The 13,185-nt window shown below is 34.0% G+C and carries 15 protein-coding genes; 9 read left to right on the top strand and 6 right to left on the bottom strand.

The features are described from left to right. The first annotated feature begins 54 nt into the window (after positions 1 to 54). The 3 genes from ABJF52_RS14275 (at position 55) to ABJF52_RS14265 (ending at position 1,950) form a co-directional block, all read left to right on the top strand. Positions 55 to 465: a BrxA/BrxB family bacilliredoxin gene (locus tag ABJF52_RS14275; RefSeq protein ID WP_348151673.1), complete on the top strand. Its 411-nt coding sequence runs from the start codon at positions 55 to 57 to the stop codon at positions 463 to 465. Positions 466 to 543: 78 nt separating this feature from the next. Continuing rightward, positions 544 to 1,272 (top strand): lysophospholipid acyltransferase family protein, encoded by a 729-nt coding sequence (locus tag ABJF52_RS14270; protein WP_348151585.1) that lies wholly within the window; start codon positions 544 to 546, stop codon positions 1,270 to 1,272. Between the two features lie 12 nt (positions 1,273 to 1,284). Further along, positions 1,285 to 1,950: an HD domain-containing protein gene (locus ABJF52_RS14265; RefSeq protein ID WP_348151583.1), complete on the top strand. Its 666-nt coding sequence runs from the start codon at positions 1,285 to 1,287 to the stop codon at positions 1,948 to 1,950. 18 nt (positions 1,951 to 1,968) lie between these two features. On the opposite strand, the gene ABJF52_RS14260 is transcribed toward ABJF52_RS14265, so the two are convergent. The 5 genes from ABJF52_RS14260 to ABJF52_RS14240 form a co-directional block, all read right to left on the bottom strand. Continuing rightward, a complete protein-coding gene (locus ABJF52_RS14260; protein ID WP_348151581.1) occupies positions 1,969 to 2,535 on the bottom strand; it encodes a porin family protein in 567 nt (188 codons plus the stop codon). 108 nt (positions 2,536 to 2,643) lie between these two features. After that, a complete protein-coding gene (locus ABJF52_RS14255) occupies positions 2,644 to 4,224 on the bottom strand; it encodes a hypothetical protein (RefSeq protein ID WP_348151578.1) in 1,581 nt (526 codons plus the stop codon). A gap of 21 nt (positions 4,225 to 4,245) precedes the next feature. Beyond that, complete coding sequence (locus ABJF52_RS14250) at positions 4,246 to 5,028, bottom strand: enoyl-CoA hydratase-related protein (RefSeq protein ID WP_348151575.1); 783 nt, start codon at positions 5,026 to 5,028, stop codon at positions 4,246 to 4,248. 8 nt (positions 5,029 to 5,036) lie between these two features. After that, positions 5,037 to 6,449, bottom strand: coding sequence for a HAMP domain-containing sensor histidine kinase (locus ABJF52_RS14245; protein ID WP_348151669.1), 1,413 nt, complete (start codon positions 6,447 to 6,449; stop codon positions 5,037 to 5,039). Between the two features lie 135 nt (positions 6,450 to 6,584). Further along, complete coding sequence (locus ABJF52_RS14240; protein WP_348151573.1) at positions 6,585 to 7,133, bottom strand: CopD family protein; 549 nt, start codon at positions 7,131 to 7,133, stop codon at positions 6,585 to 6,587. Positions 7,134 to 7,296: 163 nt separating this feature from the next. On the opposite strand from ABJF52_RS14240, the gene ABJF52_RS14235 reads away from it, so the two are divergent. Continuing rightward, complete coding sequence (locus tag ABJF52_RS14235) at positions 7,297 to 7,797, top strand: DinB family protein (protein WP_348151570.1); 501 nt, start codon at positions 7,297 to 7,299, stop codon at positions 7,795 to 7,797. Positions 7,798 to 7,800: 3 nt separating this feature from the next. Here the strand turns inward: ABJF52_RS14235 and ABJF52_RS14230 are convergent, their stop codons facing one another. Next, complete coding sequence (locus ABJF52_RS14230) at positions 7,801 to 8,361, bottom strand: TlpA disulfide reductase family protein (RefSeq protein WP_348151568.1); 561 nt, start codon at positions 8,359 to 8,361, stop codon at positions 7,801 to 7,803. A gap of 110 nt (positions 8,362 to 8,471) precedes the next feature. Between ABJF52_RS14230 and ABJF52_RS14225 the strand changes: the two genes are divergently transcribed. The 5 genes from ABJF52_RS14225 to ABJF52_RS14205 all read left to right on the top strand — a co-directional run bounded on the left by ABJF52_RS14225 (position 8,472) and on the right by ABJF52_RS14205 (position 12,962). Next, entirely contained in the window at positions 8,472 to 8,738 is a 267-nt protein-coding gene (locus tag ABJF52_RS14225; RefSeq protein WP_348151565.1) for a hypothetical protein, read from the top strand. A gap of 74 nt (positions 8,739 to 8,812) precedes the next feature. Then, complete coding sequence (locus ABJF52_RS14220) at positions 8,813 to 10,114, top strand: dienelactone hydrolase family protein (RefSeq protein WP_348151562.1); 1,302 nt, start codon at positions 8,813 to 8,815, stop codon at positions 10,112 to 10,114. 83 nt (positions 10,115 to 10,197) lie between these two features. Then, the gene (locus tag ABJF52_RS14215) at positions 10,198 to 11,208 is read left to right on the top strand and encodes a helix-turn-helix domain-containing protein (protein WP_348151559.1); all 1,011 of its coding nucleotides are present in this window, start codon (positions 10,198 to 10,200) and stop codon (positions 11,206 to 11,208) included. A 92-nt stretch (positions 11,209 to 11,300) separates the two neighbouring features. Continuing rightward, positions 11,301 to 12,515, top strand: coding sequence for a PQQ-dependent sugar dehydrogenase (locus ABJF52_RS14210; RefSeq protein ID WP_348151556.1), 1,215 nt, complete (start codon positions 11,301 to 11,303; stop codon positions 12,513 to 12,515). Between the two features lie 18 nt (positions 12,516 to 12,533). Beyond that, positions 12,534 to 12,962, top strand: a complete 429-nt coding sequence (locus ABJF52_RS14205) for a nuclear transport factor 2 family protein (protein WP_348151553.1) — start codon at positions 12,534 to 12,536, stop codon at positions 12,960 to 12,962. Positions 12,963 to 13,185: the final 223 nt, after the last annotated feature.

Genomic DNA, 13,185 nt, shown 5'->3' with positions numbered 1-13,185 from the left:
ATGAAATACGACAAATTAAGTATCTTTGAATTTGCTTATTTAAAATATAAAACTATGTATCCTGCAGAATTAGTAAAACCTATGAGAGAAGATCTGGCTTCAGCCGGATTTGAAGAATTATATACGGCCGATGCGGTCAAGAGTGCTATCAATAATGATGGTACAATTTTAGTTGTAGTAAACTCGGTTTGTGGCTGTGCAGCTGCCAACGCAAGACCTGGAGCCAAAATTAGCCTTCAAAACAACAAGAAACCTGATAATTTAGTTACTGTTTTTGCTGGTGTAGATACCGAAGCTGTTGATATGGCTAGAAGTATGATGTTACCTTTTCCTCCATCATCACCAAGTATGGCTTTGTTTAAAGATGGTGAATTGGTTCATATGATTGAGCGTCATCACATCGAAGGTAGACCAGCTGAAATGATTGCTGAAAATTTAATGGAAGCTTATAACGAATTCTGTTAATTATAGCTCACGCTTAAAAAGAGCGTAGAAAGATTATATAAAAACCGTTTCTCTCGAAGCGGTTTTTTATTTTTGGGCATGCAAAAAGTATTGGCTTACATCTTAACACCCATTTTCTTATTTTTCTTTGTGTTAACGTTATTGGTCTTTCATCCAATACAAGTATTCTGTCATAATCTTATCGGATATAGTGCTCATGGCTTTTCGGTAGCATTAATGAACCGTACGCTTATGCTATGCACCAACTTATTAGGCACGCGATATACCTTCATTAATAAAAATAAGCTGCCTACAGATCGTCCTATAATTTTAGTTGCTAACCATCAAAGCATGTTCGATATACCTCCTATTATATGGCACATGCGCAAATACCATCCAAAATTTGTAAGTAAAAAAGAACTTGGTAAAGGAATTCCGAGTGTCTCCTACAATTTACGCCATGCAGGGTCTGTATTAATTGACAGGACAAATAACAAACAAGCGCTAACTGAAATCGCCAAACTTGGTCGATATATTGAAAAACATAAAAGAAGTGCAGTAATATTCCCTGAAGGCACACGAAGCCGTAATGGCCAACCTCAACATTTTAGAACTACAGGATTGAAAATTCTAATGAAAACTGCACCATCTGCAATTATTGTCCCAATCAGTATTAACAATTCATGGAAATTATTGCGCTATGGTAAATTTCCAATGGGAATTGGAAGCCATTTAAAATTCTTCGTTCATCCACCGATGGAAAGAACTGAAAATAGTGATGACTTCATAACCCAAATTGAAGACAAAGTAGTTTCTTACATCAAATAAATACAAATTAGCATGAGTGATTCTGAAATTATTGACCAGACAATTTTATTTGTAAAAGAGACGCTTATAAATGCCGAGGGAGGTCACGATTGGTTCCATATTCAGCGAGTTTATAATAATTCACTACTTATTGCAAAAGATGAATCAGCAGACATTTTGGTGGTCGGTTTGGGTGCATTATTACATGACATTGCTGATGCTAAATTTAATAATGGAGACGAAACAATTGCTCCAAAAATGGCCAAAGAATTTTTGAATTCTATACATGTACCCAAGCAAACCATAAAACATGTGGTACAGATTATTGCCAACTGCTCTTATAAAAACAGTTTAGATAAAGCCGACAAACCCTTTGAATCTATAGAGCTTTCTATAATTAAAGATGCCGACCGCCTCGATGCTATTGGTGCAATTGGAATTGCTAGAGCTTTTAACTATGGAGGATTCAAAAATAGAAAGCTGTATGACCCTAATATTGCTCCAAACCTAAACCTAACTAAAGAAGAGTACAAAAACTCGACCGCACCAACCATTAACCATTTCTACGAAAAACTCCTATTACTTAAGGATACCCTAGAAACCAACACTGGAAAAAAACTTGCTGCTAAACGACATCAATTTATGATGAATTATTTAGAACAGTTTTATGGAGAATGGAGTGGCAAACCCGGATTCTAAACTTTCGAAATACAGTTCTTAAAAAGCGTAACCAGCAAAAATTTGAAACACGTTATTTTGACTATTTCCGTTAATATTGGCATCATTATTAATATTCATTATACCTTTATTATAACGCAATCCTGCAAACAAGTTATCGCTAATTTTATAAGATGCTCCAATACCGAATGCTATATCTAAGCTTTTAAAATCTTCTTTATCTGCATTTGTGGACAATAAAAATCCTGCTAAAGGCCCTGCCTCAGCGCTTAACCCCTTTATTATATAATATTTGACCATTACTGGAAGATTAACATAATCTAATTTCAAATTATCACTTGCTCCGTAAAACGCCCAACTACTTCCTTGTGAGGAATAAAGTAATTCTGGTTGTACAGCTATTTTTTCCGAAATTGGAATTTCTACAACTCCTCCAACATGAAAACTAACTTTAGATGATAATCCACCCAGTCCAGTTCCGGTGTATGCATTACCTCCTATTGAAGCCAAGTTTAAACCTCCTTTTACTCCTAAGGTGAATTCTTGGGCACTAGCCAATGAAAAAGTTAAAAATACAAATACGGCGAAAATTGATTGTTTTCTCATAATTCTAAATGTTTATTTTAGCGTTAGTGCAGAAACCTGAAAAAGGTTAACATCAATAAAACAAACATTTAGAATTATACGAATCTCATTTAATAATTGGTAAAAAGTCTACTTAGAAGTCTCCGTTGTAGTACTTTTAAATTCCACCTTTACCAATTGCTTTTTCGTACCGCGTTTGGCATAAAAAATCATTTGATTTTGCTCTTTATTTATTAACGGAATATTCACCATTAAAGGTAATCTTGCCTCTTTATCGTCAATAAATTTTTCGAAACTTATTTTACCATTTGCATCCAATTGAATGCTAAATACATTTCTGTTTCTACTCAAACCTTGTTTAAACAACAAACGATCACCTGACATTAATTGTGGATTCTCTGCTGAAGTTGCAATAAAAAAGTATGTTTTGCCATCTTTCACATATGTACTATATGATGCATAAGCTCCATCGCCCTGTGTAACTTCTGCTTTGTTGATATTACGCACCCAACTAATATCTCCAGAACGATTAAGCTTTGCAGAAACAATGTCGTTATAATGATAACGCTCAACTTTTACACGACCTCCGCTGGTATTAGACTGCACACTATTAGTTACAAAATACTCTTCGGCATTAAAAAGGATAGCACCATCTGGCTCAATATGTAAACTTTTAAAAACTAAATTTTTAATCTCAGCGTTAATATCACGACCGAATTTATCAACCATAAATTGATCAGAAAACGGATTGTATTTTTTTGCTTTTAATTCTAATGTTAGTGGATCAACTTCGAAATATGAAAGCCCATTATATCTATTATCCTTTCGATCTGCATAGAATCCCACGCAAAACAATTTACCCTTGTGTATAATTGGTTTTAGTCCTTCTGAAAACTTGCTAAAATCATCAAAAGACTGTGTTTTTGCACCTAACTTAGAGATTTGTATCATCTCATATTGAAACTTGCGCTCTTTGGCACTAAAACGTCTCTTTTTAAAATATGCCTTACCTACAATATACACGTTCTCGAGATCTTGTGAAAAAACAACATTTTCAAAAGAGTAGTTTTTTTCTTCTGCTGTATCCGAAAAATCATAGGTCATTAACTTACTCAAACCTGAATTATACAGATGTATTAAATGCTGATCTACTTTGCCCTTTTTAAAATGAGTACTTATTACAAAAGCAGATTTTTCATCATTAAACAAAACAGATGTCGTAAAACCCGAATTAAATTTACGGTTGTAATAATTTTTACCTAATGGTTGCCTAACTGGGTCAGATTTTATTGATAAAATAGTTTCTTCAGTAAAATTATATTCATCCATAGGACTTCTATGAACTACATAATCATAAGATTCAGTATCATTATTATAATCTAAAAAGAGTAAATAAATTTGTCCATTACGCACGTAGCCTTCAACAAAATTTGCATTCTTCAGCTTGTAATTATACTCAGAAATTAAATTGAGATCTTTATCGTAATTCTCAATAAAATACCCTTTAGGTCGCAATACCATTCCGGTGTAATAGGCGCGCACCAAAAGTGTCCCACCCTGTTCGTCATTGCCTATAGTTAATAGGTTTGAATATTTATACCTATCATTATATTTTTCTCCAAACGAATAATTTAAGGGAATTTCTTGCGCATTAGACACAGTATAAATAGCAAGAAAAAGTATTAGAGCAATGCTTTTTCGTAGTCTCATAAGTAGGTAATTTGGTTGTTGCTATTCTCCTGGAAATTCGGCCTTTCGTTTTTCTAAAAACGCAGTAGTACCTTCTTCAAAATCTGCAGTACCAAAGCATTCTCCAAAAGCCTCTATCTCAGAATCATAACCATTCACATTAGTTTTAAAACCAGCATTTACTACTTTTATTGCATGCGCAATGGCAACTGGGGAGTTATTTGCTATTTTTTCTCCAATCTCAAAACAAAAATCTAGTAATTCTTCTTGTGGCACCACATGATTTACCAAACCATAGTCCAATGCTTTTTCGGCATTTATCATACCGGCTGTCATTATCATTTCTAATGCGCGACCTTTGCCAACCAATTGCGGTAAACGTTGTGTGCCACCATATCCAGGAATAAGCCCTAACGACACTTCAGGAAGGCCCATTCTCGCATTATCACTTGCTACTCGAAAGTGACAAGCCATAGCCAATTCGAGTCCACCACCTAATGCAAAGCCGTTTACTGCAGCTATAACAGGGGTAGAAAGGTTTTCAACAAAGTCGAATACCGTTTTATGTCCTTTTGCCGCTAATTGTGCTCCTTCATCCACAGAAAAATCCGAGAATTCGGAAATATCAGCACCTGCCACGAAGGCCTTTTCACCACTACCAGTTAAAACAATAACCAAAGTTTCTTTTTCGCTATCTAATTCTTTAAAAGCCTCATGCAACTCTTTAATCGTTTCACTATTTAAAGCATTTAATTTCTTTGGACGATTGATAGTTATGATTGCAAAATTGTCATCATAATCAATGATTAAATTTTTATAGCTCATTTTGTATTTTATTTAATTCTTTTTGGGAACCGAACTGTAAATACAGTTTCAATTCCTTCTTTTGAATTTACCGTTATATCCCCTTTATAAGTCTCCACAATATTTTTAACCATACCTAAACCAAGACCCATTCCGCTTGACTTTGTAGTAAATTTAGGTTCGAATATTTTATCTTTAAACTCCTCCGAAATTCCAATTCCGTTATCAGACACTTCAATTTTAACCATTTCATTTTCTGATGACACAACTACTGTTATGTTTGGATTTTCAACTTCTGGCATAGCCTGAATAGCATTTTTCACTAAATTGGTTACTACTCTAATCAGCTGCGTACGGTCTAATTTCGCAATAATTTCTTTTTCATCGGATTGAAAATTGATATAATTTTCATTAAAAATATCCAATGCTAGTCGCACAATTTCAACTACGTTTAAGGTCTCGTTTTGCTGTGCTGGCATTTCGGCAAAATTTGAAAATGCCGAAGCTATATTGCTCATCGTATCAATTTGCTGAATAAGTGTTTTAGAATATTCCGCCACTTTAGATTCAACATTCGGATCTTCGGGATTAAATTTTCGTTCAAAACTCTGCACACTCAAACGCATAGGCGTTAATGGGTTTTTTATTTCGTGCGCAACCTGTTTTGCCATTTCACGCCAAGCTTGTTCACGCTCACTTCGAGCTAATTTCGCTGCACTATTCTCAAGCTCATCAATCATGGCATTGTACGAAGTGATTAAATTACCCATTTCTTCACTAGGGTCTTCAACAAATATTTTCTGATTTTTACCAGACAGTTCTGTTCTAGCCAACATATCAGAAACCGTTTGCAGTGACCTTGTAATATATTTAGATATAAAATACGCTAGGCCAATGGCAATTATCATCATTAATAGATATACCCAAGCTAATCGCACCAAAAATTCTTTTAACTCATTATCATTAAAAGAATTATCCTCATAATAAGGTAAATTTAGTATGCCAATTGGTTTAAATTTTAAATCATTTATATACATATATGAGGCCTGATAACGATCCCCAGCAGCCGAATTATGCTCTACATACCTTTTGGTAACACTACTAGAAAGGTTATTGAGAACATTCGGTGATAAACAGGTAGAAATAGAATCATTTTCGAACTGTGTTTTAGAACTTTTAATCAATTGCCCTTCTAAGTCGTAGATATTAAAATTGACATTTTGCACATCAGCTATTCGGTATATCTCATCTCTAAAAATGTGACCAAGGTTCTCAGTAGTTACAGGATACGTTGTTTGCTGCAACGTGTTCTTTACACTTTGATTTATTTGTTCTTCCTTCTTTGCTAATCGAACTTTATGATAATCAATATTAATCTCGCGAAACTGATAAATAGTAATCCCTAAGATTAATACAGAGGCAATAACCACCAATAAAATCATGGTTACGAAAATGCGCGATCTAAGAGAAAGTTCTTTAAACAAGCTTGAATTTATTTGTACTCAAAGGTAGCAATTATCGAGCCGTTTTTCGAGTTTTAGGTGCTTGTAGAAAATATATCTAGCATCTAAAATTTCCTATGCTTCCGGATTTTTTTCTCTAATGCGTTTATAAAGTTTAATACCGAGCATTAAAAGAATTCCAAAAATGATAAGCCCTACAACGCCATAAATCCAATTCAATGCGTTTCGTAACATCACTAAGAAAATAATCGCAAAAAGTATAAGAGTTGCTCCTTCATTCCAAATACGCATGTAATTTGAAGAATTTTTAATCACGTTATTTTGTAACTGCCTAAAAATTTGATGCGTTCTTAAATGATAAACAATCAAGAGCACGACAAAAGCGAGTTTTACATGCATCCAAGGCTGTTGTAACAATGACGGCATTAACACTAATAATATAACAGCAAATACCACTGCTAATATGGCCGAAGGCCACGTAATTATAAACCACAACCTCTTCGACATCAATTGCAATTGTTTCGTTAGTATTTCTTTTTCAGGTGAAGATTTTTCTGAAGCCTCAATATGATAGATAAATAATCTCGGAATATAAAATAAACCCGCAAACCATGTAATTACAAAAATCAGATGCAGGGCCTTTATATAGTTATAGTATTCCATTGATGCGCTTGTTCTTAACAGTATGTTGATACTGAAAGACAAAGGTAAGAAATGATTTAAGGTCTATTCCACACTTTTAAAATGCTAGGATTTAGTATTTAAATATTAAGCGGTCCTTTTTAATTTAGTATTTTGAAGTATCTAATTAAAATTGAAAAATAAAATGTCACAGCAAGAATTTTGGCTTAGTGGTCCGATAGCCCATGTACCTGTATTACTGCAACCTAGTGCACATGCCTTACTACAATCTGTTCGTGAGATTAAGGAGTATCTTATTGATTTTCCGGAAGAAAAACTGTGGTTAAAGCCATTTGGCAGAGCTGCTATTGGCTTTCATCTACAACATTTAACTGGTGTTTTAGATAGAATGTTGACTTACGCTCAAGGTAAACCATTATCAACAAATCAATTTGAATTTCTAAAGAATGAAGGAAATGCTACCAGTCAAAAATCGTCTATGGAAATGATTGTTGAATTCGAATCGAAAGTACAGGAGGCTCTTTCATTTTTTAAAACCGTACCTGAATCTAGTTTAACAGAAGTGAGAACTGTTGGTCGCAAAAAACTACCTTCTACAGTAATTGGATTACTTTTTCATGCGGCTGAACATAGTCAACGACATGTTGGTCAATTATTAGTTACAATAAGCGCGCTTAAAGAATAATTATTAAAGGGCATTATCTATAATTTCCCGAATTTTGTTACTATTCCAATCGACAGCTCCAACTTCTTTTATGATAATTTTCCCTGTTTTATCAATAATATAATTCGTGGGAATATTATGTGATTGTAATAGTTCCGGACTTGGCATGTTAGGATTATAAACTGGCAAATCATATCCTTTCTTTCTCAAAAAAGCTTTTACTTTTTCAGAATTCTCATTTGTTAGTAATAGGAAATTAATTTTAGAACCATAATCTTCATATAATTTAACAATACCAGGCATTTCCGCAATACAAGGCGGACACCAAGTAGCCCAATAACTGATAAAAGTTACCTCACCCTGTCCTACATTAATTTCTGATTGATTTCCTTCCAATGAGGTCAATTGATATTGAAAAGACTGCAACTGGGTTTGTTCTTCTTCCTTTAATTTCGATGGCGACATCACAAAAACTTTGGCCTTATTTATTGCAACTTGTAAAGCTATTCGCGTTTTCGGAATTATTAAAGCCACAATAAAAAGTGCGAAAATTATATTACTAAAAGATAGGTGTTTCTTATTCATTTCAATTATTCTATTTCACCAAAAAACCATTATTTCTTGCCACCAAATCCATTTTATGTAACAAAACTACTTATTTCACTACACATCTATAGAACCATTACCAAGTGATTATGGCAGGAGGAGGAATAGCAGCTGCAATTGTAGCTTTAAAAAACAATCGATCATTACTTAGCAAGCGCAAGCTAAAAAGTAAAGGCGATGTTTATGGTATTGAAAGCAAAACTAAGTTGAATCTAAAAGTTTCAACCGAACAAGATATGAAGCGTATTCGCAAAAAAATTAAAACCTATAAACGCCAAGAGCGCTTGAATTGGACCATAGCAATCTGTATCACATTCTTTTTCTTTTATGCCATTATCTGGTGGATGGCGACTTAAATCTCGCAAGTTTTCAGTCAATAATATTGCTGCAAATTTATTTGTACCTTAATCCATAACTCAAAAACACAACCATGAAACGCTCCCAAAGTATTAGCTCAGTACTTCTATTTATATTTTCCCTAGTATTTATAAATAACAATCTACAAGCTCAACAAACCATTTTATACGGAGACCAACTCCCAGACGCACCTGAACTTTCCAAGCGAGGAGAACACACCATTGGTGTGCGAACAATGCAATTAGTAAATAAAAATCAAATTGATATCATAAATTCTAAAGAAGGAAAAGACCCAACTTACGACCGACCGTTAACGGTAGAAATTTGGTATCCATCCAATGTCTCAAACAAAACAGCTACCACAACTTATAACGAGGTTATGGGCACACGTGGCGACACACTTCGCCCTCTAATTCCATTTACTTTTAAAGGACGAGCACTACGAGATGCCAAGCCCAAAACCTCAGCAGGTAAATTTCCATTAGTTGTTGTTGCTCACGGATATGTTGGATCGCGCTATTTAATGACGTATTTAACCGAAAATTTAGCTTCAAAAGGCTATGTTGTGGTTTCAATTGACCATACCGATTCTACATTTAAAGACGCAAATGTTTTCCAAAGTACCCTATTAAACAGAGCTAAAGACATTCGTTTTGTGGTAAATGAAATAGCCAATTTAGACGCAGTAAATAGTAAAGATTCTTTGACTGGACTTATAGATACCGAAAATATCGGTATAATAGGTTACTCTATGGGTGGTTATGGTGTACTTAATGTTGGTGGTGCTGGATATAGTGATGGACTTGGTCAATTTTTTGGAGGAATGACAGGTGGCAGCACTGCAATTTCAACATTACTAGCTAGCAACGCAGAATATCAAAAACAAAATGACCCTCGTATTAAGGCCGTTGTAGCTTTTGCTCCATGGGGAATGGAACGAGGCGTTTGGGATGCGGAAGGCTTAAAAGGATTAAATAAACCCACCTTATTTATAGCAGGAAGCGAAGATGATATTTCTGGATATGAAAAAGGCATAAAAGCAATTTACGAAGGATCAATTAATGCCGATAGATATTTACTAACCTATAAAAATGCGAGGCACAATGTTGCACCAAATCCTCCACCAGCTGAAGCCTTAGCTCCAGGCTTACATATAGATGAATACTTTCGTTATGCCGATGCCACTTGGGATCAACGTAAAATTAATAATATTAATCAACATTTTGTAACAGCGTTTTTAGGTTCACTTTTAAAGAATGAAGACAACGCTAAATTTTTAGATATCCAAGAAAATTCTAATGATAAAGATTGGCCAGGTTTTAAACCAAGATCTTCAACAGGCATGGAATTGCTCCATCAAAAAGCATCGAATTAAACAATATCAAACAAAGCTAAACTTTGTATAAAACGTGCTTAAACATTTTTTAAAAAGGGTAAATTCAATTTTTAATCCTTAGCATGAATCTAGATTCAATTATTCTTGTCTTAAGTTGTCTTGGTCTTGTTCAAGCTATTTTTTTGTGTGCTTATCTGTTCACTTTTAAAAATGGCAACAATAAAACCAATATTTATCTTGCTTTTTTCCTTTTAGGGTTAACTATTAGAATTGGAAAATCAGTATTGAATGTGTACCTCACATTAGAACCTTGGCAAAGAAACCTCGGTATTTCAGGACTATTATTATCCGGTCCCGTATTATGGTTTTATGGTCGGTTATTATTGAAAAAAGAAGGTAGAATTTTTGCTAAAGATTACATTCACCTAATCCCCTTTGTTGGATTCTTTGTTTTTAGTTATTTCATTCCAAATGATGGCACGGCTTTATCGTATTGGATTTATATAGCTGTTTTTATTCATCTGTTGGTGTACCTTATTTTATCTATTTTAATTTATAACCATCACAAAAGTAAAACGGATGTAACAATTAAGATTGTTTATCGAAATCTACTCATAGGAACTGGTTTAATATGGGTCTTTTATATGGGCAATTTAGCAGGCATTTTTCCATTTTACATCGGAGGTGCCATTTTCTTCTCCCTATTAGTCTATGTTTTTTCTTTTCTTCTTTTAAAAAAACCACTATTTGCTGTTGAAAAATATGCTAATTCATCTATGGATAAAGTGACATCTAAAAAACACATAATACAATTAAAAACTCTTCTTAAAAACGAACAGTTGTATTTAGACAACATGATTAATTTAGAGCAGATTGCAGAAAAAATGAAAATTTCGCCTCGAAATCTCTCACAAGTGATTAATGAAAATGAGCAAAAAAATTTCTCTGAATTTGTTAATGAATATCGTATTGAAAGAGCCAAAGCATTATTAATCGACTCGAAATACGCACAAGAAAAAATTGCCACAATCGCCTATGATTGCGGCTTTGGAAATGTAACTTCATTTAATCTAGCCTTTAAATCGGCAACTAAACTCACCCCTTCACAATACCGTAAGCAAAACAAATCCTAGATTTAAATTAGTAAGTTTTCGTTTTAAGAATCATGATTTTTAAAGGATTTTAATCTGATTGTTCTGATTTTTGAATCATCAAATTATCAAGAATGAAAACGATTCTATTATTCATCGCACTTAGCTTTTTTGCTTGTGCACAGACAAAAAAAGACAACCTTTCTCCATCTGAAATTATTCCTAAAAAAGAAGTAATTATCGATAGTCTGTCTCGACCTTGGAGCATGGCATTTTTATCTGAAAATGAAGTACTAGTTACTGAAAAAGATGGCGACCTGTTACGAATAAACTTATCGACTAAAAAAAGAGTTCGAATCAAAGGTTTTCCCAAAGATCGAATAGATAGTTTATTGTATGAAAAAAGGAATTATGAACCAGGCGTATTCCCAAGTCGGATGCCAAATAGTATTAAAGAAACTTTTAATGCGGGCATTTTAGACATTCAACTTGACCCTAATTACGCCAAGAACAATAACATATTCGTTTCTTATGTAAGCAAAGGCATTGGTGGGTCTACAACAAAAGTGATTAGAGCTAAACTAGAAAACGACTCCTTAAAAAATATAAAATCTATATTCTTAGCATTGCCCTATTCTCATGGCATGTACCATTATGGAGGTGGAATGACATTTGGACAAGACAACAAATTATACGTAACTGTTGGTGAACGTTTATTCAATGAAGACAATCAACCCGAAATACCAATAGCACAAAACACAGCAGACCGCAGAGGTAAAATTTATCGCCTTAATTCTGATGGAACGATACCTTCAGACAATCCCGATTTTGGAATGGATGCCATTCCAGGATTATACGCCACCGGAATTAGAGCAGCCCAAGGCATAACAGTTGAGCCAGAAACAGGAAATATTTGGTTTAGTGAACATGGTACCACACAAGGTGACGAAATTAATTTACTAACCAAAGGAGCCAATTATGGCTGGCCGATTATCACTACCGGAAAATATAGGGGCAGCAAATTCATTCCAAAAAAAATAAAGGGCATAACATATACAGATCCTATATGGTTTTGGCTACAGACTGTAGCCCCTACCGGTCTTACATTTTACACTGGAGATGAATTTCCACTTTGGAAAAATAATTTGATAGTTCCTGGCCTATCTAGAGGTAGCCTTTGGAGAGTCCGAATTGAGGGAGAAATAGTAAAAAGTATGGAAGAACTATTTGTTGATGACCGCGAGCGTTCGAGAAAGGCAATTTTAAGCCCCGAAGGCAAACTATATATTTTAACTGAAGACCTATCTAATCGGACAAACGGGAAAATAATCCGAATTAAACCAGAATAATAATTTAAAGAAAAAAGTATGTACAAATTAATATTTACTATCGCATTACTATTTACAATTGGATCAATTAACGCACAATCAGAAGAAAATGAGATTCGCCAAGCGCTTCAATTATATATAGATGGCAGTTCTTATAACGATCCTGAAAAAATAAGTGAACCATTTTATGAAGATGTTCAAATGTTCTTATCAAAAAAAGATCAGCCCATTTACATTCTTTCTATTTCGGAATATGCCTCATTGTTTGAAAAAAGAGAAAAAGGAAAATTCAATGGAAGGGTTGGAAAAATATTATTTGTGGACCAAGAAAATGATATAGCATTGGCAAAAGCTGAAATACTAATAACCGAAGAAAACCTCCGCTTTATTGATATGTTTATCCTTAAAAAACTTGAAGACGGTTGGAAGATAATTAGCAAAGCAGCAACGTTAATGCCAGAAGAATAATCAACCCAACGTCTTAGAAATTTCCCGTTTAAATAAACACCCTTTACAATCGTTAACAAGACATCCGAAATAGGAAATGACAACCAAACGCATAATTCTAAATAAAAACCTGGAAATGTTAGAATCAATGGAATAAAAATTCTTCCATGACGCGTTAGTGATAAAAACAGTTCCGGTTGTGCTTATTTAAGCATTACAAAATGTTCTCCACTAAAACTAAAAA

The sequence above is a fragment of the Aurantibacter sp. genome, assembly GCF_039941195.1.
Classification (GTDB): Bacteria; Bacteroidota; Bacteroidia; order Flavobacteriales; family Flavobacteriaceae; genus Aurantibacter_A.
The sequence above is the reverse complement of the archived record's forward strand: the minus strand, read 5'-3'. Positions and strand labels throughout refer to the sequence as shown.

Coding starts and splice junctions, on each gene's coding strand:
- ABJF52_RS14240 (WP_348151573.1), bottom strand. CDS start 7,133: ATGGAATACTATAACTATATAAAGGCCCTGCATCTGATTTTTGTAATT.
- ABJF52_RS14260 (WP_348151581.1), bottom strand. CDS start 2,535: ATGAGAAAACAATCAATTTTCGCCGTATTTGTATTTTTAACTTTTTCA.
- ABJF52_RS14275 (WP_348151673.1), top strand. CDS start 55: ATGTATCCTGCAGAATTAGTAAAACCTATGAGAGAAGATCTGGCTTCA.
- ABJF52_RS14235 (WP_348151570.1), top strand. CDS start 7,297: ATGTCACAGCAAGAATTTTGGCTTAGTGGTCCGATAGCCCATGTACCT.
- ABJF52_RS14225 (WP_348151565.1), top strand. CDS start 8,472: ATGGCAGGAGGAGGAATAGCAGCTGCAATTGTAGCTTTAAAAAACAAT.
- ABJF52_RS14250 (WP_348151575.1), bottom strand. CDS start 5,028: ATGAGCTATAAAAATTTAATCATTGATTATGATGACAATTTTGCAATC.
- ABJF52_RS14255 (WP_348151578.1), bottom strand. CDS start 4,224: ATGAGACTACGAAAAAGCATTGCTCTAATACTTTTTCTTGCTATTTAT.
- ABJF52_RS14270 (WP_348151585.1), top strand. CDS start 544: ATGCAAAAAGTATTGGCTTACATCTTAACACCCATTTTCTTATTTTTC.
- ABJF52_RS14205 (WP_348151553.1), top strand. CDS start 12,534: ATGTACAAATTAATATTTACTATCGCATTACTATTTACAATTGGATCA.
- ABJF52_RS14210 (WP_348151556.1), top strand. CDS start 11,301: ATGAAAACGATTCTATTATTCATCGCACTTAGCTTTTTTGCTTGTGCA.
- ABJF52_RS14245 (WP_348151669.1), bottom strand. CDS start 6,449: ATGATTTTATTGGTGGTTATTGCCTCTGTATTAATCTTAGGGATTACT.
- ABJF52_RS14215 (WP_348151559.1), top strand. CDS start 10,198: ATGAATCTAGATTCAATTATTCTTGTCTTAAGTTGTCTTGGTCTTGTT.
- ABJF52_RS14220 (WP_348151562.1), top strand. CDS start 8,813: ATGAAACGCTCCCAAAGTATTAGCTCAGTACTTCTATTTATATTTTCC.
- ABJF52_RS14265 (WP_348151583.1), top strand. CDS start 1,285: ATGAGTGATTCTGAAATTATTGACCAGACAATTTTATTTGTAAAAGAG.
- ABJF52_RS14230 (WP_348151568.1), bottom strand. CDS start 8,361: ATGAATAAGAAACACCTATCTTTTAGTAATATAATTTTCGCACTTTTT.